Origin of the sequence: Anaerofustis sp. NSJ-163 (genome assembly GCF_024135845.1) — a bacterium.
Classification (GTDB): domain Bacteria; phylum Bacillota; class Clostridia; order Eubacteriales; family Anaerofustaceae; genus Anaerofustis; species Anaerofustis butyriciformans.
Genome location: NZ_JAMYJV010000005.1, coordinates 144,574 through 167,134 on the forward strand (window position 1 = coordinate 144,574; position 22,561 = coordinate 167,134).

The 22,561-nt window shown below is 29.2% G+C and carries 37 protein-coding genes; 4 read left to right on the forward strand and 33 right to left on the reverse strand.

Annotated features, from left to right (window positions below; genetic code table 11):
- The 32 genes from M6G78_RS08195 to M6G78_RS08350 all read right to left on the reverse strand — a co-directional run bounded on the left by M6G78_RS08195 (window position 1) and on the right by M6G78_RS08350 (window position 18,515).
- The gene (locus M6G78_RS08195) at window positions 1-210 is read right to left on the reverse strand and encodes a hypothetical protein (protein ID WP_253230123.1); all 210 of its coding nucleotides are present in this window, start codon (window positions 208-210) and stop codon (window positions 1-3) included.
- Window positions 211-422: 212 nt separating this feature from the next.
- On the reverse strand, window positions 423-728 hold the full coding sequence (locus M6G78_RS08200) for a tail assembly chaperone (RefSeq protein WP_253230124.1): 306 nt from the start codon (window positions 726-728) through the stop codon (window positions 423-425).
- Window positions 729-732: 4 nt separating this feature from the next.
- Window positions 733-1,533 (reverse strand): phage major tail protein, TP901-1 family, encoded by an 801-nt coding sequence (locus M6G78_RS08205; protein WP_253230125.1) that lies wholly within the window; start codon window positions 1,531-1,533, stop codon window positions 733-735.
- 12 nt (window positions 1,534-1,545) lie between these two features.
- Window positions 1,546-1,953, reverse strand: a complete 408-nt coding sequence (locus M6G78_RS08210; protein WP_253230126.1) for a DUF5072 family protein — start codon at window positions 1,951-1,953, stop codon at window positions 1,546-1,548.
- A 1-nt stretch (window position 1,954) separates the two neighbouring features.
- The gene (locus M6G78_RS08215; protein ID WP_253230127.1) at window positions 1,955-2,107 is read right to left on the reverse strand and encodes a hypothetical protein; all 153 of its coding nucleotides are present in this window, start codon (window positions 2,105-2,107) and stop codon (window positions 1,955-1,957) included.
- A gap of 287 nt (window positions 2,108-2,394) precedes the next feature.
- A complete protein-coding gene (locus M6G78_RS08220) occupies window positions 2,395-2,607 on the reverse strand; it encodes a hypothetical protein (RefSeq protein ID WP_253230128.1) in 213 nt (70 codons plus the stop codon).
- A complete protein-coding gene (locus M6G78_RS08225) occupies window positions 2,594-2,908 on the reverse strand; it encodes a hypothetical protein (protein WP_253230129.1) in 315 nt (104 codons plus the stop codon). The genes M6G78_RS08220 and M6G78_RS08225 overlap by 14 nt, the downstream gene beginning before the upstream one ends.
- The gene (locus tag M6G78_RS08230; RefSeq protein ID WP_253230130.1) at window positions 2,905-3,243 is read right to left on the reverse strand and encodes a phage head-tail connector protein; all 339 of its coding nucleotides are present in this window, start codon (window positions 3,241-3,243) and stop codon (window positions 2,905-2,907) included. The genes M6G78_RS08225 and M6G78_RS08230 overlap by 4 nt, the downstream gene beginning before the upstream one ends.
- Before the next feature lie 9 nt (window positions 3,244-3,252).
- Complete coding sequence (locus M6G78_RS08235; RefSeq protein WP_253230131.1) at window positions 3,253-4,149, reverse strand: hypothetical protein; 897 nt, start codon at window positions 4,147-4,149, stop codon at window positions 3,253-3,255.
- Between the two features lie 4 nt (window positions 4,150-4,153).
- Window positions 4,154-4,747 (reverse strand): DUF4355 domain-containing protein, encoded by a 594-nt coding sequence (locus M6G78_RS08240; protein WP_253230132.1) that lies wholly within the window; start codon window positions 4,745-4,747, stop codon window positions 4,154-4,156.
- Window positions 4,748-4,871: 124 nt separating this feature from the next.
- Window positions 4,872-5,090 (reverse strand): ribosomal-processing cysteine protease Prp, encoded by a 219-nt coding sequence (locus tag M6G78_RS08245; RefSeq protein ID WP_253230133.1) that lies wholly within the window; start codon window positions 5,088-5,090, stop codon window positions 4,872-4,874.
- Window positions 5,071-5,328 carry a co-chaperone YbbN gene (locus M6G78_RS08250; RefSeq protein WP_253230134.1) on the reverse strand — a complete coding sequence of 86 codons (258 nt, stop codon included), beginning with the start codon at window positions 5,326-5,328 and terminating at the stop codon, window positions 5,071-5,073. The genes M6G78_RS08245 and M6G78_RS08250 overlap by 20 nt, the downstream gene beginning before the upstream one ends.
- Window positions 5,329-5,343: 15 nt before the next feature.
- On the reverse strand, window positions 5,344-5,661 hold the full coding sequence (locus tag M6G78_RS08255) for a YjcQ family protein (RefSeq protein ID WP_253230135.1): 318 nt from the start codon (window positions 5,659-5,661) through the stop codon (window positions 5,344-5,346).
- Window positions 5,648-5,989 carry a hypothetical protein gene (locus tag M6G78_RS08260; protein WP_253230136.1) on the reverse strand — a complete coding sequence of 114 codons (342 nt, stop codon included), beginning with the start codon at window positions 5,987-5,989 and terminating at the stop codon, window positions 5,648-5,650. Before M6G78_RS08260 ends, M6G78_RS08255 begins: the two co-directional genes overlap by 14 nt.
- On the reverse strand, window positions 5,986-7,563 hold the full coding sequence (locus tag M6G78_RS08265) for a minor capsid protein (protein ID WP_253230137.1): 1,578 nt from the start codon (window positions 7,561-7,563) through the stop codon (window positions 5,986-5,988). The genes M6G78_RS08260 and M6G78_RS08265 overlap by 4 nt, the downstream gene beginning before the upstream one ends.
- A complete protein-coding gene (locus tag M6G78_RS08270; RefSeq protein WP_253230138.1) occupies window positions 7,544-8,896 on the reverse strand; it encodes a phage portal protein in 1,353 nt (450 codons plus the stop codon). Before M6G78_RS08270 ends, M6G78_RS08265 begins: the two co-directional genes overlap by 20 nt.
- Entirely contained in the window at window positions 8,896-10,149 is a 1,254-nt protein-coding gene (locus M6G78_RS08275; RefSeq protein WP_138268346.1) for a PBSX family phage terminase large subunit, read from the reverse strand. The genes M6G78_RS08270 and M6G78_RS08275 overlap by 1 nt, the downstream gene beginning before the upstream one ends.
- The gene (locus tag M6G78_RS08280) at window positions 10,136-10,513 is read right to left on the reverse strand and encodes a KGG domain-containing protein (RefSeq protein ID WP_253230139.1); all 378 of its coding nucleotides are present in this window, start codon (window positions 10,511-10,513) and stop codon (window positions 10,136-10,138) included. Before M6G78_RS08280 ends, M6G78_RS08275 begins: the two co-directional genes overlap by 14 nt.
- Window positions 10,514-10,595: 82 nt before the next feature.
- Window positions 10,596-10,802: a hypothetical protein gene (locus M6G78_RS08285; protein WP_138268348.1), complete on the reverse strand. Its 207-nt coding sequence runs from the start codon at window positions 10,800-10,802 to the stop codon at window positions 10,596-10,598.
- Between the two features lie 369 nt (window positions 10,803-11,171).
- Window positions 11,172-11,336: a hypothetical protein gene (locus M6G78_RS08290; RefSeq protein ID WP_171020564.1), complete on the reverse strand. Its 165-nt coding sequence runs from the start codon at window positions 11,334-11,336 to the stop codon at window positions 11,172-11,174.
- A 200-nt stretch (window positions 11,337-11,536) separates the two neighbouring features.
- Window positions 11,537-13,516 carry an ATP-binding protein gene (locus M6G78_RS08295; RefSeq protein ID WP_253230140.1) on the reverse strand — a complete coding sequence of 660 codons (1,980 nt, stop codon included), beginning with the start codon at window positions 13,514-13,516 and terminating at the stop codon, window positions 11,537-11,539.
- Window positions 13,503-14,552, reverse strand: a complete 1,050-nt coding sequence (locus M6G78_RS08300) for a DNA cytosine methyltransferase (protein WP_138268350.1) — start codon at window positions 14,550-14,552, stop codon at window positions 13,503-13,505. Before M6G78_RS08300 ends, M6G78_RS08295 begins: the two co-directional genes overlap by 14 nt.
- 54 nt (window positions 14,553-14,606) lie before the next feature.
- Window positions 14,607-14,873 (reverse strand): hypothetical protein, encoded by a 267-nt coding sequence (locus M6G78_RS08305; RefSeq protein WP_138268351.1) that lies wholly within the window; start codon window positions 14,871-14,873, stop codon window positions 14,607-14,609.
- 55 nt (window positions 14,874-14,928) lie between these two features.
- Window positions 14,929-15,345: a hypothetical protein gene (locus M6G78_RS08310; RefSeq protein ID WP_138268352.1), complete on the reverse strand. Its 417-nt coding sequence runs from the start codon at window positions 15,343-15,345 to the stop codon at window positions 14,929-14,931.
- 178 nt (window positions 15,346-15,523) lie between these two features.
- Window positions 15,524-15,871 carry a hypothetical protein gene (locus tag M6G78_RS08315; protein ID WP_138268353.1) on the reverse strand — a complete coding sequence of 116 codons (348 nt, stop codon included), beginning with the start codon at window positions 15,869-15,871 and terminating at the stop codon, window positions 15,524-15,526.
- Between the two features lies 1 nt (window position 15,872).
- Window positions 15,873-16,043 carry a hypothetical protein gene (locus tag M6G78_RS08320; protein WP_195323102.1) on the reverse strand — a complete coding sequence of 57 codons (171 nt, stop codon included), beginning with the start codon at window positions 16,041-16,043 and terminating at the stop codon, window positions 15,873-15,875.
- Window positions 16,043-16,246, reverse strand: a complete 204-nt coding sequence (locus M6G78_RS08325; protein ID WP_138268354.1) for a hypothetical protein — start codon at window positions 16,244-16,246, stop codon at window positions 16,043-16,045. Before M6G78_RS08325 ends, M6G78_RS08320 begins: the two co-directional genes overlap by 1 nt.
- A 17-nt stretch (window positions 16,247-16,263) precedes the next feature.
- A complete protein-coding gene (locus M6G78_RS08330) occupies window positions 16,264-17,028 on the reverse strand; it encodes a DUF4373 domain-containing protein (protein WP_171020565.1) in 765 nt (254 codons plus the stop codon).
- A 162-nt stretch (window positions 17,029-17,190) separates the two neighbouring features.
- Entirely contained in the window at window positions 17,191-17,439 is a 249-nt protein-coding gene (locus M6G78_RS08335; protein ID WP_138268356.1) for a hypothetical protein, read from the reverse strand.
- 202 nt (window positions 17,440-17,641) lie between these two features.
- A complete protein-coding gene (locus tag M6G78_RS08340) occupies window positions 17,642-17,854 on the reverse strand; it encodes a hypothetical protein (protein WP_138268357.1) in 213 nt (70 codons plus the stop codon).
- Window positions 17,855-17,913: 59 nt separating this feature from the next.
- On the reverse strand, window positions 17,914-18,192 hold the full coding sequence (locus M6G78_RS08345) for a helix-turn-helix transcriptional regulator (RefSeq protein ID WP_138268358.1): 279 nt from the start codon (window positions 18,190-18,192) through the stop codon (window positions 17,914-17,916).
- Window positions 18,193-18,326: 134 nt separating this feature from the next.
- Window positions 18,327-18,515, reverse strand: a complete 189-nt coding sequence (locus M6G78_RS08350) for a helix-turn-helix transcriptional regulator (RefSeq protein ID WP_138268359.1) — start codon at window positions 18,513-18,515, stop codon at window positions 18,327-18,329.
- A gap of 114 nt (window positions 18,516-18,629) precedes the next feature.
- On the opposite strand from M6G78_RS08350, the gene M6G78_RS08355 reads away from it, so the two are divergent.
- The gene (locus tag M6G78_RS08355; RefSeq protein WP_138268360.1) at window positions 18,630-18,995 is read left to right on the forward strand and encodes a hypothetical protein; all 366 of its coding nucleotides are present in this window, start codon (window positions 18,630-18,632) and stop codon (window positions 18,993-18,995) included.
- A gap of 147 nt (window positions 18,996-19,142) precedes the next feature.
- Here the strand turns inward: M6G78_RS08355 and M6G78_RS08360 are convergent, their stop codons facing one another.
- A complete protein-coding gene (locus M6G78_RS08360; protein ID WP_243112209.1) occupies window positions 19,143-19,337 on the reverse strand; it encodes a helix-turn-helix domain-containing protein in 195 nt (64 codons plus the stop codon).
- A gap of 192 nt (window positions 19,338-19,529) precedes the next feature.
- On the opposite strand from M6G78_RS08360, the gene M6G78_RS08365 reads away from it, so the two are divergent.
- The 3 genes from M6G78_RS08365 to M6G78_RS08375 are packed head-to-tail and all read left to right on the forward strand — an operon-like array spanning window position 19,530 to window position 22,309.
- Window positions 19,530-20,138 carry a LexA family transcriptional regulator gene (locus M6G78_RS08365; protein ID WP_138268361.1) on the forward strand — a complete coding sequence of 203 codons (609 nt, stop codon included), beginning with the start codon at window positions 19,530-19,532 and terminating at the stop codon, window positions 20,136-20,138.
- A gap of 38 nt (window positions 20,139-20,176) precedes the next feature.
- Window positions 20,177-21,667: a DUF4041 domain-containing protein gene (locus M6G78_RS08370; protein ID WP_253230141.1), complete on the forward strand. Its 1,491-nt coding sequence runs from the start codon at window positions 20,177-20,179 to the stop codon at window positions 21,665-21,667.
- Window positions 21,668-21,721: 54 nt separating this feature from the next.
- Entirely contained in the window at window positions 21,722-22,309 is a 588-nt protein-coding gene (locus M6G78_RS08375; protein ID WP_253230142.1) for a hypothetical protein, read from the forward strand.
- The last annotated feature ends 252 nt before the right edge of the window (window positions 22,310-22,561 follow it).

Sequence of the window (22,561 nt, forward strand, 5' to 3'; positions counted from 1 at the left end):
TTATCCTCCTTTCTTTTTCATTCTTTTATCAAAACCGTTAGCCTTATATATCTTGTAAACCCAGCTTTTACCATCTCTTTTTTCCATATCTTCTATAATTTTTATATTGTTTTGATATTCTTCTTTTTTTACTTTTTTAGGTTTCTTTTTCCAAAGTTTTAGCGGATTTTTCCCTTTTGGTCTGTTTACATTGTAAAAAGCAGTAAGCACAGCCTTATATAATAGTAAGTTATCTGTAATAACTTTGTTTTCCCATTCTTTTTTTATAAAGGCAATTTCTTTATATGTAAGGCTTTCGTATTCCTCCTTTGAATAACCTAAATTGACAGCAAAAAAAGCAAAGTCTATATCTCTTTGATAAGGCTTTGCTTCTTTTTCATACTCTTTATCTTCTTCGTCATTTACAAGATATTCAAAATCGACTAATCGGCTTGGAAGAAAAAAGGACAGTCTCTCTGAATTGCTTCAATTACTGTTGTAGTAATATTGGCATACCCCTTTTTCTCTAAAAGTTCATCGGCAATCTTTATGCCTTCGTTAAAATCAACATAGTCTTTTCCATTCTCTTTCAGTCCAAAAGCGATAAAATTACAAAGCTGTGAAGTGCTAAGCATTCCATTTGCATTAACCATTGTTGCCATTAAAGAAATTCCAAGAGTATCCTCTATCATTCTTATTCTTCCAACAGTATATTTAAGTTCGTAAGTTTTTCCGTTTATCTCTAACATATAATTATTCTCCTGCCGTCACAGTGGCAGTTCCAACCTTTCTTGCTTTATTATTTTCACATTCTACAATTAATATCTTATTTCCATTTACTGCCGTTATCTCATCTTCTCCGTTCCAGTCCGTAAAAGAGGACATATCATCATCATACTTTGGTAAAGTAACGCTTTGACCTAATTGATATTTATAAGCATTGCTACCCTCTTTTATTGGATTAACGTATATTTTTGTTTTACCGCTTGTTCCCGCAACGGATACCACCGTTAAACCTTCAAGAGTGTTTTCGCCACTCGGCATGGTGTCGGGAACAGGTGGATTTTCACTTAAATCAACCAAAGCTCCCATACCCTCCAGTGAAATGGAATAAGTCATTGAATCATCATATGGGGCTTCCAGTGAATAATCCGTAAGGGTTGCAAGTCCGCCGAATAAACCTTTTTGTGTTTTTAAATTAACAATTTTAATACAAAGGGGTGTATCGTCTTCAAAAGCTTTTGATAGGATTTTATGGCTTTCATCATCTGCAATATAAATCCCGTCATTATCAATACTCCACTCTTTCATTCCTGCAATCTTTGACTTCCAACCTCCCACGGTATCCTTTGAAGTTATTTCAATGCTGTCTTTTGTTCTGTTTAATGTTAAACTTTGTTGTCCGCTGATTGCCAGTAACTTTGAACCATCTAAATTAAAAACTGCAAGTAAAATGTCTTTACCTGCAATCGCTCTTGATGCTGCAGCGGAAAAGTTACAATATTCTCCACCGTCAAACTCTAAAGCATATTTTTGTAAATTTATTTTTTTCATACTACCTCCTAATTATTTGCACTTAAATCCGTATGAAATTTTAAAATCATACTGAAATATTGCGTGTTTTTCTTTTGTTTCTTCTGTTATTAAATTATTCATTGCAATTTGTGTCTGCATAATAAGGTTAAACCCTTCAGGTAAGACTATATCTTCCGTCATTGCCTCTTCAAGTTTGTTTATTAAATCAAATATACCGACACTTGAAGATGAAGCCTTACTAAGTGCATGAATCATCACGTTATAAGTTTCGCAAAACATAGTCTTTGTGTCGCTTTTTCTCTTTCCTGTTATTTCAACATAATAAAAGGGACTCGGTGCATTTATGGGGACCATATCATAACACCTTATCCCTGTATTTTCTTCTATTCTCTTTTGAATAGCAGATATTAAATCCGTATAGTTTAATTGTTTTAACATTTTATTTTCCTAAACCTTTTATCAAATCCTTTTTATAAATATCCCTTTGAATATCTACGTTCTTTTTTAAGAAATATTGCCCGTTCACATATCCAACCTGTTTACCGTGTATTACTACTCTGTGTCCGTATTCAACATGTGCTTGTGTTATCATAAAGGCTTTTTATCCTTTATTTCCGGGAGTTTCCTCGCATTACAGAATGTCAATTCATTCTCGGTTCGGCGTACATCATAACAAAAAAAGAATCTGTATAAGATTCTTCCATTGTTTCGGGCACTCTTGCCGAAATTATATTTATTCATTCGGTACGCTCTACGGTGATCAATAGCCTTTCGCAATCTACTGATTTACCACGGTGTTGACATGCTTATAAATCTTCTCTCTTTATACATTATAAGTTTAGTGTCCACCGTTTTTGCCCGATTTTACATGCGTCACATTTACTGAAGCGCATAATCTTTCGTATATCCTATTTCTTCCTTACCTTTTGATATAGACTGTTTTAATTGACTGCTTTTTACGGGAGTAAGGCTTTTTGCCCTGTTAAACATCTGGGTAAGATTCTTTGTTACAATTCCTTCAAACTTAACTTCATTTAACCTTTTAAGCTCTCTTTCAAGCTCTTCTATTCCTTCAAATTTAATATGTATCATCTTTCAACCTTTTTAAATGAAGAATATTAAAGCGAGGGGAAGCGTTTAAGATATACAAGATTTCATGTTCCTTATTATCAAATCTTATTAAATTATCTAAATTTATGCTTATGCTTGGAATTATTAAGGCTTTTAAAGTCTTTTTAGTGTAATCATATCCGTAGGTATTAGTTTCTTCTAATGTCCAGTTTGATAATCTTCCTTTTGTTTTACCTTTTATATTAAGTTCATAGGTAGGATTTAAAAGCTTATCTTCTCCATTTTTTACTTTCTCCAAGACTTCTATTTCTTCCCATTTCATAAAAATCTTATTACCTTTCTAGTTCCGTCTTCATTGTTATTTTTCTTTAAACTTAAATAACTTTCTATTTCTATGTTATATTCGTTTAATATATCTTCAACAAAAGAAGTGGAAATATTTCCCCCGCTTTCAGAACTTATTCCTTCATAATAAATACGGTTATACATTTTAACTACTGCATCCACGCAGATAGAATAAAAAATATCAGGCAGAATTTCTTCTTTTAACCTTAAACAAAGCCTGTCGTAAACAGTCTTAACATATTCACTCATTACTTCATCACTAAGGGTAACATTATTAATCCTTAGTTTTACTCTATTTAAAATATCATCCATAACTATCTATTATGCTGACAATTCATCTGGTGTAATAGTTGCCTTAAATACACCATCAATAAATTCAGGATAGAACTTAACACTAGAAAGTAACAGAGTATCAACTGACGCATTTTTTAATACGTTTTGATGAGTCATTCCCACAAGTCCTGTTTCATCTGATGTTAAATTGAAAGTCTGTCCAAGATCTCCCGACATTGGAACATATGCACCGTTTAAGTTTTGTTTAGCTGTTGCAATAGGTTTTAATTTTTCTGCTTTAGGTGTAATCATAGCAATACCAAGTCCTAAGAAGTTTTCAATATAAGTAAAGCCGAATGCGTTTTGCATAGTAATTTGAGAAGTTCCCAAATAATCTGAAACATCTGTCGGGTTTACAAAATAAATAGGGTCAATATCCATATCTTCATAGTATTCTTGAAGTTTTGCCCATAAAGCTGCAAGGGCTGTTTGTAAATTTGTACCACTTGCAGTTCCACTTCCTGTTTTTAAAATATCGTAAAAGGACTTTTTAATATCCTTTTGAATTTCAAATATCATTTTTTCATCTGTTTTGTTTATGGCCATATCTCTGCCGACCTTTTGAATGGCTTCCGCAGTAGTATTTTTTCTATATTTGTTAAGTGTTAAAGAAATTGTATTTGCAAGCTTTCTTTCGATTTTAGTAAGTGGGATGTCTTCCCCTTCTCCAACCTGTGAAGGTGTATTTGTTTTTGTCATTTTATAGATTTTAATATCCGTTCCGGCACTCATTGGAGTAAGTTCGCTTACACCTAAAATCTCCTGTAATTCCTTAATGTTAGATACTATTCTCGATGTAAAATCAATAGAAATAGCCGGTTCTAAATCAGTTGTTAAAGTCGTATTAGTTTCTGCTGCATATTTTTGTAAATCAATTTTATTCATATTTTTATCTCTCCTTTTCAAATAAATTTATATTTTCTCTAATTTTTTTCTGTCTTAAATTTCTGTCTTTAATCTTAAAAATGTCCTCTTTTGTTATTCCGGGAACACTTCCTGCTTTTGGAGTATTTCCTTTTAGTCTTTTTGTCACTTCTTCTTCAACCGTAGAAGTAAACATTTTTGAAAAATCTTCCACGGCTTTTTTTGTTCCTTCGGCATCGGTTGAAACAAACATACTAAGAAGATTATCAGATATGTTTATGCTCTTTTTCTCAAGGATTTCTCTTGCTGTTTTTTTCATTTGAGATAACTTTTCCTTGTTTTTATATTCTTCAAGTTCTTTTTTTAGTTTATCCCTTTCATATTCGGCTTTTTCTCTTTCGTTCATCTGTGCAAGCTTCTTTGCTTCGTCAACCTCCTTGTCTTTTCCCCTCTGCCATTTTTCAAATTTCTTGTTTATAATCCTGTCTAAATCTTCATCGGTATATTTTGCCTTACTTTCTTTTACCTCCTCGTTTTTTTCTTCTTTTGTGATTTCATTTTGGTTTTGTTCTACACTTTCGCCCTCTTCGGCAAATTTTTGTAAATTAATAAAATACATTATTTTCTCCTTTCCATATTCTTTTTAAAGTCTTAAATGCTTGGACCCCATATCTTTTTTAGTCATAAATGCTTGGACTTTCCATACCTTTTTATGTCTTAAATGCTTGGACAATAAAAAAGAGCTACCTAATAATTTCCACATTATTTGGATAACTCTCTTCTAAGTTACATAAAGAAAACTTCAAAAAATCATATACATCTTTGTTCTTTTCATAAAGCTTATAATTTTCTATTAAACTGGATACTCCCGCACACACAATATCATATCCTTTAATGGAATAACCAGCGTGTCCCTTTGCTTTTATCTCTAAACTTTCATCATCAAATAAAATACTTATCAATAAGACTTTTTACCTCCTCTTCTTCCTTTGTTCCTTTAATTAAAAAAACTACCTCTTTTCCTTTTAAAAAGTAGGTAGTCGGCAGTTTTAACAAAGGATATTTATTTGTTATTTCACTGTTTTTATATATGTCATAGTTTTTGTATTTTACCCCTAAATTATCAAGCACCCTTTCCATTTTCCTGCAGTGGGGGCACCAATTGGTTGTTAAAATAATAATATTTAAATCTTCTTTCATTTTGCTCCTTTTTATTTATTTTGGCAGAATTTCCGAAATACCTTTTGCAGCTTCTAAAAATTTTTTAAATGTTGTATTGTTTTTATAATAATCTATTCCTCTTAACGTAATTCTCATATCATCTTCGTTTAATATATAAATTCCGGTCTTTGATTTTTTTACTATTACTCCATCAATGTAACTTTCTTTATAAAGCATTGCAACCGCATTATTCCATTGTTCTAAAGGAACTTTTAAAGCCTTGGGACTTATCGGTTCCATAGAAGGCATTGACAAATCAGATACTTCATAAAGATATTGCAATATTTTAAATATAAGTTTATCTATTTTCATTTCTTTTTCCTTTTTTAATATCTATAACATATTTAAATATACTACTATCAAATGCCGTCTTATAAATAGCATCCATAAATTTTTCGTTAAAACTCTCTAAATACTCATAGCATTCATCTTTTGAATTTAGTGCTTTACCTAAAATCTCAGCGACTTTTTCCATTTCATAGCTTTCTGCATTCACAGGTATTTCTAAGCCTGTTCCTTTATATTCTTCTATACCGGAAAACAATTCTTTTTCTTTTTCGAGAGAACAGTCTTCCATAAGAAGCCATATTCTTGTTTTATTCCAAAGATTATCTAATTCTTTTTTTCTCTCTTTTTTCATCCAATCATAACTCCTTTTATTGTAATTGACCAATCATCATTTAATATTACATTTTCAATTTTTATTTGAGGTCTATCAAAAATTATTTCAGATTCTTTTTTATTTGTTGTAATATATCCATATCGTTCCTTTGGAACTTTTATTTTCATATGGATTCTTTTTTTCTGCATTACATTTTTATCTTTAACAGCTGAAGTACTCATAAAAGCCTTTTCTTGGTAAATTCTACCAATCTCAACATCTGAAACCACCTGTTGAAGTTCTTCCCATGTTTCTTTCTTATTTTTAAGCAAAGACATTTTAGGGAATTTAATCCCTGTTATGCTTTCGAACCCATCTTCTTTTATATGTCTATAAACAATTATATCACTATTTATTTTATTTTTTCGTATAACTGAAGATAAAGTATCTGAAATTTTTTGAAAATCGTATCCTAAAGTCTTACCCTTTCTGATTATATCATTTATATCTTTGGCATTACTTGAATTAATATAACCTGAAAAATGACTACGTCCGTACAAAATTTTACGTTCTTCTTTACTTATAGAATGATGCATATTTTTAAACTCATCAAAAGAAACTTCTTTATAATCTCTATTTGAAATATTATCATAGTTATCAAGCCTGTTTTTAATTATATCCCCGCTCTTACTATGCTTACTTTCATAATCATCAAGCCACTTATCCCAATCATCAACAACTACTTCAAAACTACATCTGCACCAAGGATGAAAAGGCGGGAAATTTATCCCCGGACTTCTTTCTGTTATGTCAAATACCTTTCCCTGTATCCCCCTGCAAATAACACAGACCTTACCATCTCCCACCGTAGAAATCTCATAGCTTTCAAAATCTTCCTCAAAGGGTGTTATGGTGCTTTCGTTTAAAACATATGTACCTTCCGTAAATATCAGTCTGTAACAATCATTTCTCGTTACCTTTGAAAATCTTTCCTTTAAGGCCTTAACGCATTTATTATAGTTGTCGCCTCTTGCTACAGCTAGGGCGAAGTCTTTATTTAAATAATCGGCAAGTTTCTTTTTATTATTCCAAATCCTATCTGAAAAGTTTTCTTCTCCCGCATATGAATTATCAAGAATTTTACTTATTACGTTGCTGTTTATTGAAAGAAAGTTCTTTCCAAATCCCAAGGTTTCGTATGTTATGTTTGCACCATTTAGTGCATACTTTCTTAAATGATTTTCTATTTCTTCTTGTTCAACTACGCCTATTTCATACTGTTTTAAAAGAATGGAATACTGTAAACCCTCCAGCCTGTTTAGTTTATATATGTTTTCTCTAACGGGCAGAATATTTTTATACTTTGGATATTTCTCTATAAAATCATCAGCCCTTTTTATTAGCATATCCTTTTCTTCCGCCGATAAACTTTGAAGAAGGTTTCTGTATTCTATTATGTTATTTTCTCCGTATCTTTGATAAAAGGATGCTATTTCCTTTTCCAAACTTACCCTTTCTTTGTCATAAAAAAAAGACAACTTCTTTTTAAGTTTGTCTTCGTCCTTTTCCATATTCTTTTTTAGATTTTCATATCTATTCTGCCAGTAATTCATCTGTTTCCTCTAAGGTTCTGTTTGTGGGATAATCGGTATTATAAGAAATACTGTCGTTTTCTTCTTCCATTTTCTTTATTTCATCATCCACATTATCCACAATGCTTAATACTTTTAACTGTGTTTCTTTTGATGTTATTCCGCTAAGCTGCCCTGCTATTGTTGCCTCGCTTTCAAGGTTTGCGGGATAATTAAAATGAAATTCATAAGAAAGAGTAAGTTCTGCATCTTTTGGAAGTCCCGTAACACTTACGTTTGAAAATATAATATTATATCTTCTGTTCATTCCCGCAATAAACTTTCTCTCTTTTGTCTTTGCAAGGTTACTCATAGCAAGAAGTTTATATTTAAGAGCAATCCCGGAGCTTGTTCCAAAATTCTCGTCGCTTATGTTTGCCACCATTGATATTTGATAAATTAATCTTTCTAACCTATTAATGAGATTTTCCTGTGTAGTGTCTCCGCTTGGTTTTTGCATAAATTCCACTGTTAAATCAGAACTGTCACCTTCAAAGTTTATTACTCTGTTACTTCTTATATGTTTTATACCCTTTTCATCAAGTTCAGCCCCCAAAACTTTTATATATGCATCTGCGAAGTAATCAACATCGTTTGCCTTTTCCGATAATGCTTTATTATACGCATCAATCATAGGAAGAACATTTTCAAATATCCCCTGTCTTTCTTCGTTTTCCAAAAACTCGTTTACCGGAATTGTAGAAAAACCGTGAATACTGCCTTCATCTAAAAATCTGTATCCGCCTTCACTGGTAAAGCTTATTTTATGATCATTAGTATAAACATCTCCGACTATGTTCTCATCGCTGTCTTTATAGTACCTTACAAAGCATATGGCTGAAGAGTTTATATCATCATCGTATATCATAAATCCCTCTAAGGGAGAGAAGAATGATATTGCCATTTTACCAAAGTCATCAATATAATATATTTCATAACCGTGTCCGTATATATCGCATATTTTACTCAGTTCGCTGTTTTGGTCCTCTTGATTATTGTAACTTTCAAGGGTTTTGATGTATTCATTAACCTTTTCATCACTAGATATAGTCTTTACCGGAATACCCATAAAAAAGCCGTTCATTGTATCTGTAATATATTTTGCAAAGTTTACGGATATTCTGTTATCAGGCTTCCAGGGCTCCTTTTTTTTCATATTATATATTTTATAATCGTTTAGGTATGCATTTTTTAATATTTCATATCTGCTTTTAGCAAGTTCTTGATGTTTATTTATATATTCACTGATTAAATCTATTGTTACAGCCGTTCCTTTAGGCTCCATGAACTTAACATAATTTTGAATCTTACTCATTAAATCCCTCCTTTTATTTCTTTATATGTTACCTTTTTATGATATTTTTCCACCGCATAGCGAAGAGCATCCATTAAATGATTGAAATCATCAACGGGTCTGTTTATTTTATTTCCAAACTTATCCTTATCCCAGGTGTAGTTTGATATTTCCATTAGAAAGTTTACACATCTTGGATGAATTATTATTTTGTAATTTTGTAAAAACTGTATGCCGTGCATTATGCTGTCTTTTCCTTTTAAAGAAGCTCTTACTTTAAGACCGTAGTTTCTAAGCTCGTCAATGCTTTTAGGCTCTGCACTGTCAGCTGTTATCTTTTCTTTTTTATACCCCATATCTCTTATCCTTTCATATATCATCTTGTTTGAAAGCCCTTTTTTATATAATTCATCCCATATGAATATTCTCTTGTCCTTTTTATCAATAAAGCCAATAAAAAAAGCGGTGGGGTCGTTTGTATAACCAAAATCCAGTCCGCTTATGGTATCAAAGTTTATTATGTCTTTAAGTTCAAAAGCTTTTTCTTCAAAGTTTTCATAAATTAGTCCGTCAATAATCCCCCAGTTTCCAAGCCCTGCCACTTGGTATCTTCTTGGGTTGTTCTTTTTCATGTCTTCAAAGAGTTTTATATCGCTACTGTCCAGCCATTCATTACATTTATAAGTAGTTGTAAGAGGTAAAATATCATCATCATCTTTAATATCAAAAAACCTCTTTTTTAACCAGTGGTGCTCATTCCAGGGGTTAAAGGTTATTATCCATTGTTTAAATAGTCCCTTTGGCAGTTTTCCTCTTATAGATTCATCCAGTATGTTAAAATCCTCTTCCTTTGTTACTTCATATGCTTCTTCAAGCCAACCAAAACACAAAGCACCTTTTTCTACGGTTATGGAAGTAACTTTCAGTGGATCATCAAGCCCCCTAAAATAAATCTTCTGACCCGTTGGTTTATAAGTCATCTCAAGGGGAGATAATTTTTCCTCCCATAGATACTCAACTCCAAGCCTTTTTACAGCCCATTTAAGCTCCATAAAGCATGAATCTTTCAAGGTTCTGTATGTCTTTCTTACAACAAGGGTATTTGCTCCCTTATACTTCATCATGTTGTATATTATCTTTATGGCACTTGTCTTTGATTTCTTACTTGCCCTCGAACCTTTTACCACAAGGTATCTTCCCTTAAATCTAAAGAACTCACCGTACCCTTTGCCGATAATATCGGGAAGATAAACATCCCTTTTATTCAAGGTCATCCTCTCCTTTAAATACGGGAATTGTTATATCTATATTTACTCCGTTGTCGTTTTTATTATTTTGTCCTCTTGTATCTCTTATAAATTCCATTGCCTTAATATTTCCACCAAGTGCTTCACTTACGGCCTTAAACATTATGGCAACATCATAGGTAACATCTCTTTTATTTATTGAAAGAGCCTTTGCAATGTCTTTTGCTTCATTGGTATTTAACCTGCTTTCTCCGATTTCATCTAATATCTGTCTTAAAAGCTTCTTTTTTCTTCTAGCCTTTCCCGATGCAATACCGCCTTTTCTTGCAATTTCTCTTTGTTCTTCCTTTGTTCTTTCATTTAAAGGTATTAAGTTATTTTCTTTTGACATTTCATTTTTTTCGCTCCTTTCTATTTTTATGGTTCATATAGTCTTATTTTCTCCTTTTAACTAAAAAAGGACAGACCTAAGCCTATCCTTTAATTATTAATTTTTTTATTGCTTCACTTGCACTAAGTCCTTCACTTTTAAGCTTTTCTATTTTGTCAATTATTTCTTTATCTGTAATATTATCTTTTCTCAAAGTAATGGAATATCTTTCATAAGTTTTCTTATTATATCTATTCTTTACTTCCGTACTGGTGAAGGTTTTTCTTTTTGATTCTTTTTCTCTATCCATGTTATTAAATACCTCCATTAAATAACAATTTAATTACAAAATATAGAAATGCCAACAACCCAACTAAGACAATTACATGACCGATTAATCTTAATACATCTTTTTTCATTTGCTTTTATCGTTATGGTTTGATATAATTTCTTATAGGAAAGGGCTAAGCCCTAACCTATAAGTTTTAATAAAATCAATATCCACCCGACCAGTGATATTAATTTTACCAAGAGCTTTTCAAGTAGCACCACTATCTTGATTAGCTCTTTTATTTTTTCATCCATAACTACCTCCTTTCTATGTTTATATTATACTACATACTGTACAGTATGTCAATATATTTATTCAATTTAATTATTCTTTTTTTATTTATCCTCATTATGTATGCTTAATCCCAATTATTTCAATATGGTTAGGAATTAAAATGATTTTTAAATTGCATTCTTTAAATTTATTATTAAAGCCACTAATGGCTTCATAGCTCATTACATCTGTAGCTTTTAAAATTAATATATCATCATCATTTAATTCAATAACTTTCATACTATATCTCCATTCTTTTTCATCACTCAAAACCCCAAAACCTTAACCGTGATGTCGTTTCCCGATATTCTCCGTAAATAAAAAAGACAAAGAATTTATCTTTGCCTTCTTTTGTTTATATTATTATATAACGTTTTTATTATAATGAAGTCCTTATATTGTCCAAGAATTGTTTAATAAACAAAATAAATAATTTTATTTTACTCTTTACTTATTTCATCAAACATATCAATTAAAGGAGCTACTTTCTTATTTGCCTCAATATAATCTTTATACGCTTTATTAGCATTTTCAATTAAATTATCATAATAAACTACCCTAGTATTATATGATGCTATAGAATTATAAAATTTCTCTAATTCAGTTTGACTTAAATCTTCAACAAGTTTACCTAAAACAACAACAATTTCAAAAGGTACATTTTCTTGTCCTGTATTTGATAAAAGCTTTCTTATTGCATCATGATATTTAGTAATTTGGCTATATATATCGTTCCTTGAAACTCTTCTACTATATCTTTTCAATTCAATTATGATATGCTTCCCTGCCGATGTTTTATACCCTATATCTAATCTTCCTTTTATTTCTTCATCAGTTAAACCATTTATATTTTCTATAGATAAAGCATTTTTTACTCTTTTTTCCATATATTCTGTAGAACTAGCTCTTTCCCATGCTGGATCCAATAACCATAAATGCTCAAATAAATATTGTTGGATAACATTTTCTAAAACATCAACTTCAGTAATTTCTTGAAATTTTTTTATAACATTTATTCTTTCATTTATTATTTGATAATATAATGTTGCTTCTATATCATCTATATCATTTAAAATAACCATTAAATTATCTAAACTCTCTAAATTCAAATCATCAATTTTACTTAAGTTATTATTATATTTTAATTTTTCAAATGCTAATATGCTATATTTTAATATCTCCTTCTTTTTATCTTCATCAACTATAATTTGATTAACATTACCTAAAATACTTTTTGCATATTTTTTATCATCCCCTTTAAGTTCATCCATCCATTTTTTAATTGAAGGATAAATACTTATAGCCTCTTCAACCCCCATTTCATTTCTTAATGAAGTCCATTCTTTTTGTATTTCTTTTAAAACGTTTTTTATAAAGTTCTTTAAAAATTCAAATCGTTCATCTTCCACATTATATTCTTGTCTACTACTTGTTGCCATATCTTCACAATTATCATCTTCAAAAAAATCAGCATGTATTTCCCCTATTAAATATTTAGAATATAATCCACCTTCATTATATATATCTAAAATATTTTCTTGACCTAATTTTCCTCTAACAATTAAAATAATTTTATTTAAATTTTCATCACCATCTTTTAATGCACCTGCTTCTTTTACAGTTCCTATCCATCCAGATACATAATAATTTTTATTTTTTTCAACTTCTCCACTTAAATACTTTTCTTTTTTTACATTTTCAAAATAAGGCTTATATTCATTATCATCTTCTTTACATCCAATATACCAAACATATTCTACCTTATGAAAATAATCACGATCTTTAATTTGTACTTCTTGATCATTTACGTAAACTTTAAATTTATATTTATTACCTAAGACACTAAAACGTCTTGCTATACGTTTTATTAAAAATTGGGGAGTAATAGATGATATACGTTTTTTTAAATCTTTTAAAATAATTTTTGTACCTATAAAATTATCACCTTCATAGATAATACTATCAGGATGATAACAAACATTATCACCATCATACTTTATCGCATCTTTTATTTTTTCTAAATTCATATTAAAACCATTAATACTACCGTTTTTTGATGTATAAATATCTATATCATTTGCAATGGAAAACATAGAAAGTTTACCTATACCTTTTCTTCCCATAACAGGTCTACTATACTTTGCTGTTATAGCTTCATTATGTTCTCTTCTCTGATAACCAACATTTAAAAATTTATTGTTTATATCATCTATGTCCATTCCACTCCCATTGTCTTGAATAATAATATCATTATTATCTGTTATATGAATATGAACTTCACTTGCATCAGCATCCCATGCATTTGCTACAATTTCAGAAATAACCGAAGGTATATTACTATACAAATTAATTCCTAAATGATTCAGTACATTTAAGCTTAATGACATTGTGTATTTATCTTCAATATTATTTTTTATCATAATATACCTCCAAATGCGATATTATTGATTCACCTATAACTTTACCTAACGTAACAGGGACTGCATTACCTATCATTTTCCCTACTTCATCTAATGGAATTTCATCTTTAAAAAATTTATATTTTTTAGGAAATGTCTGTAACAAGGCTCCTTCTCTAAATGATAGTGCTCTATTTTGTTCAGGATGACCAAAACGTCCTGTTCCATATGACGTAAACTGAGTTGTAATTGTTGGAGAAGGTTTATCCCATTCCATTCTAGCATAAACAGAAGAATAACTCTTTCCACTATCTTTTTTATGACATTCACAAATTAAATCTTCATCCCAATCTTTCCATGTACCTCCAGGTTTAGATTGTTTTATTCTTTCTAAATTTTTTTTGGAAAAGTTTCTAGCTCTATGTAAAGGATCTTTTCTAGAAATTGCGCCGGCTTCTAAAGGCTCTAAATCTCCTATAATTTCTCTTACCGTAATATAATTATCTTTATCTCTCGTTTTTGGCATTAATTCAATTTTACCAATTTTTGATGCTAGTAAGACTAATCTAGTTCTACTTTGTGGAATACCATAATCAGGACAATACACTTTATCCCACGAAATAAAAAAACCTTCTTTTTTTAAATTATTAATAAAAGATTTAAAAATTTGTTGTTGTGATAAAAGAGGGACATTCTCCATTGAAATAATATCTGGCTTTAGTTCATTAATAAGTCTTTTAAAATGATTAATTAAATACCATTTCTCATCCTTTTTATTTTTTTTATTTCTAATTTTTGTTGTATGTTTTGAAAAAGGTTGACATGGAGCACATCCAACTAAAACTTTAATATCAGCATTTTTATAAAATGGCATTAACTCTTCTGCATTTATATCTTCAATTTTAGAATGAATAAATTTAGCCTTATTATTAAATTCAAATGGGAACTTACAATATTCATTAAAATCAATTCCTGCAACAACATTAATACCAGATTCCTTTAATCCACAGGTAAGACCACCTGCTCCACAAAATAAATCTATTGCCCTAATATCCATTTTTTTTCCTTTTCTTTTAATATTATAATAATTAATTATTTTACCATATTTTAATTATTTGTTCAAATAATAATCTTTTATTTTGAAACATCTATACCATACTTCTCTACCACAACAATTTCCTTTAATATACGTTTTTTCAAAAATATCAGATTTATCTAATGAATTTAATATTGAATCGATATTATTTAAAGGATGTGATCTTTTTAAATTTAGCTTGCTTGCACATTCCTCAAATATAAAAGGTGTCCCTTTCCATATATATTCAATATCTTTACTAAGCATCAAATCTTTTATACATTCAGCAATGGTATAATACATAACAATTCTCCTTTTAATAATTATTATAATAGTATATGCAATAAAAAAAATTATTTTATAAAAAAATATAACAAATTAAAGATAATACTTTCTTACGCATCACATAATAATTACTTTTACTAATTCCCAGCTCCATATAAACCTCATAATCCCTACACCTAAAAAAATACTTCCCTTCAATAATCTTTCTTCCAGTATCGTCAAGCAGCTCTAAACCTTTTTCCACCCTTTCACAAAATATCTCATTAAGCCTTATCCTTTTTTCTATTCTTTCTCTTTTTTCAAGATAACTTATTACCTTGTTTTCGGTGATGTTATTTATATTAGAGGTATTTACTTTCACATCATCAAAACTTACGGAAAAAATATCTCCCGTAAGCCTTAATTCTTTTAATTTTAATTTGTCGGTTTCTATTTGTTTTTTCCTTAAAGGATATAAGTAAAGTACCCTTTCGATGTCTTTTGTGTTCAACCCATACCTCCGATTAAAAATAGATAAAAAAGTAAAATCATTCCTTTTATGTAAAAAGTAGCTACTATTAAAAATACTGATATTAGAAACATCAATATAATAAAAATTACTTTCTTCACATTCCTCCTTACCTCCTTTCATTTTCATAATTCATATTAAACAAACTTATCTTTAACTTTTAATCTTCAGCCCTTTCCTTTGCTTCTTTAACTTTTTTTAAAAACACTTCATCTACTTCTTTTTTAGTAAGCTTCTTTTTGCAGCCTTTAATATTACATCCTCTACGCTTACCCATTATGCATAAATAATTACAATAATTAGTTCCGTTGCCAAATCTGCCTAAAAAGATACAACCACTACAGCCTTTTAAAAGATTTTCTTCATTCTGCTTTGATATTTTAAGTCTTGATGCCATAGCTCTTACGGTGCTTTCTCTTTTATTAATTCTCCTTCCAATTTCGGTTGCGGAAAGTATACCGTAATTATTCTTAAAAAAATCTATCTCTATTTCACTCCAACGTCCCATTTTATTTCTCCAAACTTATCCTCACAGTTGTTTCGTCGTTATTTAATAAAATACCTTTAAAACTCTTACAGTAATCATTTTTATATTTTGTACTCTTGTTTTTATAGCAATATATGTAATTTATCTTATCTGTATTTTTCTTGTGCTTACAGTTTTCGCATTTAATTTGCATTAGTAATCTCCTTTCATAATCTTTAACTCCTCTTTAACTTCGTTGTTTTCTATGTATTCATCAAAGGTGAACTCTTCAAGTCTCTTTACTTCTGCCTTTAAACCTTTAATAATTTGCTTTAGTTCTTTGTTCTCTTCCTTTAACTCATCATGTTTGTTTTTTAATCGATGATATTTTGTTTTGTATATTAAAAAATCAATCATACTTATACCTTTCTTTATTACTGCATCATTTTTATAATGTCTTTTTCATCGTAATATTCATAATCAATATCAGCTTTAATTGTTTCTTTTGTGCTATTAATTTTCTTGACTTTTTCGTTTTGTTCCCATGATTTTATACTTGCTTTCCAGTCTGTCATTTTATTCTTACCTACATACCAGTTTTTACTTTCATAAAAGTTATAGAACTGTAGAGGGTTTATATTATTTTTTCTCTTTTGGCAATACTCCTCTACTTCGGCAATAGTAGGTTTAACAAACTTACGCTGCTTATATATATTTTCTTTACTTTTATTTACTTTACTTTCCTTTACTTTACTTTGTTCTTCTTTGCATACATTTTTATCATTTATGTATGCAAATTCCTCTTCTTCGCCTGCATTTTGATAATTTTGTATACCATTAATAAGAAGGTATTCTTTTTTAACTTCAACGACCTTTCTTCTCTTAACTATGGTAAAATATCTTTTTTGTATTCCCTTTGAAGTTAAGATAGAATATTTGTCGTATAATTCTTTGTTAAAAATACCCCTTTTAAGAGCTTTATTGATTATCTCGGAAACAACACCGCAACCAACTCCTATATCGTGAGAAAACAACAGCATAACCTCCGAGTTCCAGTGACAGAAATAACCTTCAGCATAAATCTTTTGATAAAGTTTTATTATTACACCAAAGCCTTTTAAGCCAAATTCTGCCTCCAAGAGTTTAAAATTATCGTCCAGGTATACATCAAGAGGAAAATAGTTAACGCCATTTTTCATGATGTACTCCTTTTTAAAAGACAGCATTGCAACCCTTATTTGAACAGCAATACCACCTTATAATATTCTTTTAATTTGAGGGGAATAAGTCCACAAGGAGAAACCTCCTTAAATTTTTATTTATATAAACACGTCCCCTCTTCGTGCTTAAAACTTATTAATCTATAAATTTATGTATGGATACTTTTTCTTTAAGTTATAAATAAATTGTTTCTTTTCAAGCTCCAAAGCCTGTATATTATTATTTAACTCAAGTACATGATCCATAAGCCTTTCCATATCTAGAGTGAAAAGCATAACCTTATTATTATTTTTAAGTGCGTTTATCATCTCTTCAAATATGTAACTTACCTGTCCTTTGTAAAGCCCGTTTACAAGTACCAAATATTCATCATAAACATCTTTTTTCATCTTTTACCCCCATACAATATAGGCAATATATCTGCCAATAATTTCTGCAATACACATTGAAATAATAGAAAATAAGGCAGTAAAAAATATGTACTTGAAATTAAGTTTTATAAATGATAAAATTTGTAATAGTAACATATGTTTAATCTCGTGTCTTTGTTTCCCAGCAAGCACGGGATTTTTATTTATCTTTTTCATATCTTTACCCCTTTTTTTCTTCCATTTGTATAGATACATCAACTATTCCGTTAACAATCTTTTTTACCTCTTCATCGGAAATATTAAGCATTCCTTTAAGATTATCAATAATAAGTTTTAATGAAAAAACCATATCAAAAAAGCTTATCTCCTTTGAAATTTCCATTGCCATATCTCTACTTTTAAAATCCTTTTTAATGCAAATTATATCTTCCATTTTTCCTCCTAAATTTTAAGTACACTATGGTTCATGGTCCTTATGCTATCCCACAATATTTATTTTTTTAATTTAATAAGATACTCATGTAAACCGTCAGTGTAATCTCCTTGTTTTTCTTCTTGTGAAAATATATAAGGCATTGCCGAGTATGACATTCCTATAACATCAAGAAGTTTAAACATATCATCTCTTGACCACTCATACTCTCCCCTCATTCGCTTTATAACATAGCTTTTAGTCTTGCCAATCATTTCCGGCAAATCACCAGACATTGTAATATCACATCGTCTAAGCCAGTACTTAAGCTCAGGGAACTTGGTTTTTCTCATTGACATTTTCTTCTCCTTTCTCTTAAAGACTAAAATCCCGACCGCAAATATATATATGTAAATTTGGAGGATACAAAAGCAGTAGGACGCAGTTCTTTTGTGATCGGGGCTTTAGCCTTTAAGGAATTTAATCGTTAAGTTTAGAAAAATGAATCTAAACTTATATTGAAATAGTCGGCAATAGCTTTAATGCTTTCTATTCTAGGCACCCTCTTTTCCCTCTCCCAGTACTCTATCGCCCTTTGACTTACACCTATTTCCTTTGCCAAAGTTAAGGTTGAAATACCGTTTTTTTCTCGAAGTTCTCTTATTTTCTTTCCTATTGACATTACTTTTCTCCTTTTTAATCTTTTTTTAATTGACTTTGTTTAATGAGTTTTTTATAATATATATAGAACGTATGTTCTAAAATGTAAATACTTTAGAAAGGTGGTGAAACTACTATGACATTAAACATAAGCGAAATTATTTCAGGTATAGCTTTAATTATTTCTGTTACATCAACAATATCTGGTCCATTAATTAATTCAAGATATCAATTAAAAATCAAAAAAATTGAATTATTTCAACCTAAACGAATAGAAGTAATTGATAAATACATTAAAAATGCAGCATTAAGAATTAATAAATATTATCATGATGAATTTAAGCTGTATAAAGACCGTGTTCTTATGTACATTCCAGACAAAAATCTACAATCACAAATAGTTAAATTAAACCAACTTATTCTCAATGATAAATATGAAGAAGCTAAACCATTATTAGAAGAATTATCAACTGAACTATCTAAATTGATAGATATAAAATAATGCCCATATTCCCCACATAATAAATACAATAACTGCGCATAAAATAGGATTTAATGCACCCTCATATTTTTGTAATACGGTTGCGTTTATTATTATTGCTATAATACAAAACAATGTTATAGCCACAAAAAACCAATCCATCTTTTTCTACTCCTCTAAAAAATAATTAATATCCACGCCGAAATAATCTGCGACTTTTTTTATTTTGTCAATTTTAGGTTTACTTTTACCATGTTTCCATTCTGAAAATAATGTTGGATACAGTCCTGTTTCTTTTGCTACTCTATAAGCCGAAATATTTTGTTTTTCTAATAATTTTTCAAATTTTTCATACATGTCCATCAATTAATACCTCCTTTCTATATTTTTAATCAAATTTATATTGCAATTAGTTAGAAAATTCTATATAATATATAAAAGATTAAATGTGATTATTAGGATTTTCTAACTTACAGTAAGATTATATATTAGATTTTCCTAATTGTCAATATATTTTATTAGAATTTTCTAATTTTATATTTTAGGAGAAATACAATGTATAAAATTTATTGTCAGCTCAGAGATAAAAAAGGAGTAAAAGATGCTGAAGTTGCAAGAAATACAAAAATTGCTCCGTCTGTATTTTCTGAGTGGAAAAAGGGTAAAAGTAATCCTAAACAGGATAAGTTACAAAGAATAGCAGATTACTTTGGAGTAAGCATAGAATATTTAATGACAGGAGAAGAAAGAACAACTATTACACAAAGCCCCCACCCTTATATACCAATTCTTGGTAAAGTAATTGCAGGAGTTCCCGTTGAAGCGGTGGAAGATGTTATAGGAAAGATACAAATAAACGAAAATCTTGCCAAAACAGGTAACTTCTTCGCTCTTGAAGTAAAGGGAGACAGTATGCAGCCAAGATTACAAGAGAGAGATATTGTAGTGGTAAAAGAGCAGGCAGATGTTGAAAGCGGACAAATTGCCATTGTATGTGTAAACGGCGATGAATACACTATAAAGAAAATCAAAAAAAGCGAAAGCGGTATTACTCTTATACCATTTAACCCTGCTTATGAACCTATATTTTACAGCAATGAAGAAATCGAAAGTCTACCCGTTGAAATCAAAGGACGAGTTGTTCAATTTCATGGAAATTTGTAAAATAACCTTATATAAATATCAAGAAAGGATATAATATTATGTTTGATAATTTCAAATTAACAAAGCAAAGAGAAAAACAATTAAAAGAAGAGATTAAAAAATCAAAAGAAGAATATAAAGCATTACAAAAACAAAAAAAGGAAAAAACTTCAATATTCAATAAATGTAATTTATGTGGCAGCAGAAATGTTGTTTTAAATGAATATGGGGTATGTCAAGCATGCGAAATAAAACAATTAAAAAATGCCCTTCTTCCAGAATACAATAATCTTGAATATTTAACAAATGAAATTGAAAAAGAAAACATAACCCTTTCCAAAATAAAACAAGAAATAACAGAAAAAGAAGATAAATTAAAATCTTTAATTCAAATTGATAAAGAAAATGAAACTCTTTTAACATTAAAAGAAGAAATAAGTATTTGTGAGAAAAAATTAACATCTTTAAATCAAGAAATAATAATAAAAGAAAAAGAAGTTTTTACATTGGATGACACAATTTTACTTCAAAATTTCGGTTTATATGAACCTACATATGACTTTGCTTTATCAATAGAATACAAAGAAGAACTTAATAAGATAAGAAACAAACAAAAAGAAATGGTAAGAAACAAAACGGCAGTTGAATATTATGACGGCTGGACGGTTAACGGAAGCAAAGCTGAAGGCAGAAAAATGACAAACAGCAATATAAAACAAATACTTCGTACCTTCAACAACGAATGTGATACATTAATTGAAAAAGCTAAGTTTAATAATATTGATAAAATCAAACAAAGAATTGAGAAATCATATGAACAGCTAAATAAAATGAATGCTTCTGTGCAAATCAAACTTACACCTGCATATTTAAAATTAAAATTCGATGAATTAACTCTTGCCTATGAATATCAAGTAAAAAAACAACAAGAAAAAGAAGAAGAAAGAGAAAGAAGAGAAGCTTTAAGAGAACAACAAAAACTTGAAAAAGAAATAAGAGAAGCAAGAGAGAAAATATTAAAAGAGAAAAAACATTTTAACAATGCAATAAAAGAAGCACAAAAACAACTTGATTTAGCTCTAAACGAAGATGAAAGAACAGGACTTTTAGAAAAAATAAAAGAACTTGAACAACAGCTAAAAGATATTGACAGTGAAGAAAAAGTAATAGATTATAGAGAAAAGAACGCCAAAGCAGGATATGTTTATATAATTTCAAATATAGGTGCTTTTGGAGAAGATGTATATAAAATAGGAATGACAAGAAGACTCGAACCAATGGACAGAATAAAAGAACTTGGGGACGCATCCGTTCCATTTTCCTTTGATGTTCATGCTCTAATATTCTCAGAAGATGCACCAAAACTTGAAAGCAAGCTACATGAACATTTCTTTAATGATAGAATAAACAAATTAAACAACAGAAAAGAATTTTATAAAACAAAACTAGAAGAAATAGAAAAAGTAGTAAAAGAAAATTATGATAAAACCGTTGAATTTACGGAAATTGCACAGGCAGAGCAGTACAGACAATCAATTCGTATAAAGTAAAAGAGGGAATGAAATATATAATATTTTAGTAAAATATTATTAAAAGGAGAAAATATGAAAAAAGTTTTATCAATTTTATTGATTATTATTTTAATAATTTGCTTCTTTACAGGTTGTGGAGATGATTTAATTATTGATACAAATAAAACAGCCTTTGAAAGTACAGAACTTTATGATAAAGGATTAAATGCTAAAGATGGATATATTGATTTTGAAATTGAAGAAATAAATAAAGGAATAAATTATTATGCTTATTTAATTGATGAAAATTTCAGTTATAAAATAAGTGATGAAAAAGATGTAAACAAATTAAAAAATGGAATGATATCTTATACATATGATATTAAAGATACAAATATTGATTTAGTTTATGAATTAGAAAATAATAAAATAATATCAATAACTTTAACAGGAAAATTAGATGAAGATGATTTTACAAATAATTATTCTGTTTATGTATATTCCTTAATAAGACTAATATGCTCTCAAAGTGAAACGGAAGAAATATTTAATACATTATTTTCAACAAATACAAAAGAATATAATATTGATAAAAGTAATCTAACTATATCTCAAGATCTTATCCCTGCAGATGATAATGGAGAAAAAGCATATGTATTTTTTATAGTACAACCGCAATAAAAACTTTTATCTTTAAATATGTAGAAAATACTAATTATTAAAAAATATTTAATTAAGTATAAAAATAGTTCCAGTAAGTGAATTTTTTCTAAAGATCTTTAAAAAATATTGAATTCTTTAAGCTTGTTACATATAATAATAATGAAAGAACCAACGTGCCTATGTTGTTTTTCAATATGCGAACCAGTTGGACAGTGTGGATGAGCTTACTGAGGTAAGCTCATTTTTTTTAGGAGAAATAATGAAAATAAA

What these genes read in the sequence shown, in the direction of transcription:
- M6G78_RS08320 (WP_195323102.1), bottom strand. Translation starts at nt 16,043, where the DNA reads ATGCAAATTAAATGCGAAAACTGTAAGCACAAGAAAAATACAGATAAG.
- M6G78_RS08200 (WP_253230124.1), bottom strand. Translation starts at nt 728, where the DNA reads ATGTTAGAGATAAACGGAAAAACTTACGAACTTAAATATACTGTTGGA.
- M6G78_RS08270 (WP_253230138.1), bottom strand. Translation starts at nt 8,896, where the DNA reads ATGAGTAAGATTCAAAATTATGTTAAGTTCATGGAGCCTAAAGGAACG.
- M6G78_RS08225 (WP_253230129.1), bottom strand. Translation starts at nt 2,908, where the DNA reads ATGAAATGGGAAGAAATAGAAGTCTTGGAGAAAGTAAAAAATGGAGAA.
- M6G78_RS08350 (WP_138268359.1), bottom strand. Translation starts at nt 18,515, where the DNA reads ATGTCAATAGGAAAGAAAATAAGAGAACTTCGAGAAAAAAACGGTATT.
- M6G78_RS08315 (WP_138268353.1), bottom strand. Translation starts at nt 15,871, where the DNA reads ATGGGACGTTGGAGTGAAATAGAGATAGATTTTTTTAAGAATAATTAC.
- M6G78_RS08265 (WP_253230137.1), bottom strand. Translation starts at nt 7,563, where the DNA reads ATGAATTACTGGCAGAATAGATATGAAAATCTAAAAAAGAATATGGAA.
- M6G78_RS08220 (WP_253230128.1), bottom strand. Translation starts at nt 2,607, where the DNA reads ATGATACATATTAAATTTGAAGGAATAGAAGAGCTTGAAAGAGAGCTT.
- M6G78_RS08345 (WP_138268358.1), bottom strand. Translation starts at nt 18,192, where the DNA reads ATGTCAATGAGAAAAACCAAGTTCCCTGAGCTTAAGTACTGGCTTAGA.
- M6G78_RS08290 (WP_171020564.1), bottom strand. Translation starts at nt 11,336, where the DNA reads ATGAAAGTTATTGAATTAAATGATGATGATATATTAATTTTAAAAGCT.
- M6G78_RS08210 (WP_253230126.1), bottom strand. Translation starts at nt 1,953, where the DNA reads ATGTTAAAACAATTAAACTATACGGATTTAATATCTGCTATTCAAAAG.
- M6G78_RS08250 (WP_253230134.1), bottom strand. Translation starts at nt 5,328, where the DNA reads ATGAAAGAAGATTTAAATATTATTATTTTAACAACCAATTGGTGCCCC.
- M6G78_RS08235 (WP_253230131.1), bottom strand. Translation starts at nt 4,149, where the DNA reads ATGAATAAAATTGATTTACAAAAATATGCAGCAGAAACTAATACGACT.
- M6G78_RS08375 (WP_253230142.1), top strand. Translation starts at nt 21,722, where the DNA reads ATGAAAAAAGTTTTATCAATTTTATTGATTATTATTTTAATAATTTGC.
- M6G78_RS08285 (WP_138268348.1), bottom strand. Translation starts at nt 10,802, where the DNA reads ATGGATAGAGAAAAAGAATCAAAAAGAAAAACCTTCACCAGTACGGAA.
- M6G78_RS08295 (WP_253230140.1), bottom strand. Translation starts at nt 13,516, where the DNA reads ATGATAAAAAATAATATTGAAGATAAATACACAATGTCATTAAGCTTA.
- M6G78_RS08340 (WP_138268357.1), bottom strand. Translation starts at nt 17,854, where the DNA reads ATGGAAGATATAATTTGCATTAAAAAGGATTTTAAAAGTAGAGATATG.
- M6G78_RS08370 (WP_253230141.1), top strand. Translation starts at nt 20,177, where the DNA reads ATGTTTGATAATTTCAAATTAACAAAGCAAAGAGAAAAACAATTAAAA.
- M6G78_RS08300 (WP_138268350.1), bottom strand. Translation starts at nt 14,552, where the DNA reads ATGGATATTAGGGCAATAGATTTATTTTGTGGAGCAGGTGGTCTTACC.
- M6G78_RS08365 (WP_138268361.1), top strand. Translation starts at nt 19,530, where the DNA reads ATGTATAAAATTTATTGTCAGCTCAGAGATAAAAAAGGAGTAAAAGAT.
- M6G78_RS08275 (WP_138268346.1), bottom strand. Translation starts at nt 10,149, where the DNA reads ATGACCTTGAATAAAAGGGATGTTTATCTTCCCGATATTATCGGCAAA.
- M6G78_RS08325 (WP_138268354.1), bottom strand. Translation starts at nt 16,246, where the DNA reads ATGATTGATTTTTTAATATACAAAACAAAATATCATCGATTAAAAAAC.
- M6G78_RS08230 (WP_253230130.1), bottom strand. Translation starts at nt 3,243, where the DNA reads ATGGATGATATTTTAAATAGAGTAAAACTAAGGATTAATAATGTTACC.
- M6G78_RS08305 (WP_138268351.1), bottom strand. Translation starts at nt 14,873, where the DNA reads ATGTATTATACCATTGCTGAATGTATAAAAGATTTGATGCTTAGTAAA.
- M6G78_RS08260 (WP_253230136.1), bottom strand. Translation starts at nt 5,989, where the DNA reads ATGAAAAAAGAGAGAAAAAAAGAATTAGATAATCTTTGGAATAAAACA.
- M6G78_RS08215 (WP_253230127.1), bottom strand. Translation starts at nt 2,107, where the DNA reads ATGATAACACAAGCACATGTTGAATACGGACACAGAGTAGTAATACAC.
- M6G78_RS08255 (WP_253230135.1), bottom strand. Translation starts at nt 5,661, where the DNA reads ATGAAAATAGATAAACTTATATTTAAAATATTGCAATATCTTTATGAA.
- M6G78_RS08335 (WP_138268356.1), bottom strand. Translation starts at nt 17,439, where the DNA reads ATGAAAAAAGATGTTTATGATGAATATTTGGTACTTGTAAACGGGCTT.
- M6G78_RS08205 (WP_253230125.1), bottom strand. Translation starts at nt 1,533, where the DNA reads ATGAAAAAAATAAATTTACAAAAATATGCTTTAGAGTTTGACGGTGGA.
- M6G78_RS08280 (WP_253230139.1), bottom strand. Translation starts at nt 10,513, where the DNA reads ATGTCAAAAGAAAATAACTTAATACCTTTAAATGAAAGAACAAAGGAA.
- M6G78_RS08360 (WP_243112209.1), bottom strand. Translation starts at nt 19,337, where the DNA reads ATGGACATGTATGAAAAATTTGAAAAATTATTAGAAAAACAAAATATT.
- M6G78_RS08355 (WP_138268360.1), top strand. Translation starts at nt 18,630, where the DNA reads ATGACATTAAACATAAGCGAAATTATTTCAGGTATAGCTTTAATTATT.
- M6G78_RS08240 (WP_253230132.1), bottom strand. Translation starts at nt 4,747, where the DNA reads ATGTATTTTATTAATTTACAAAAATTTGCCGAAGAGGGCGAAAGTGTA.
- M6G78_RS08330 (WP_171020565.1), bottom strand. Translation starts at nt 17,028, where the DNA reads ATGAAAAATGGCGTTAACTATTTTCCTCTTGATGTATACCTGGACGAT.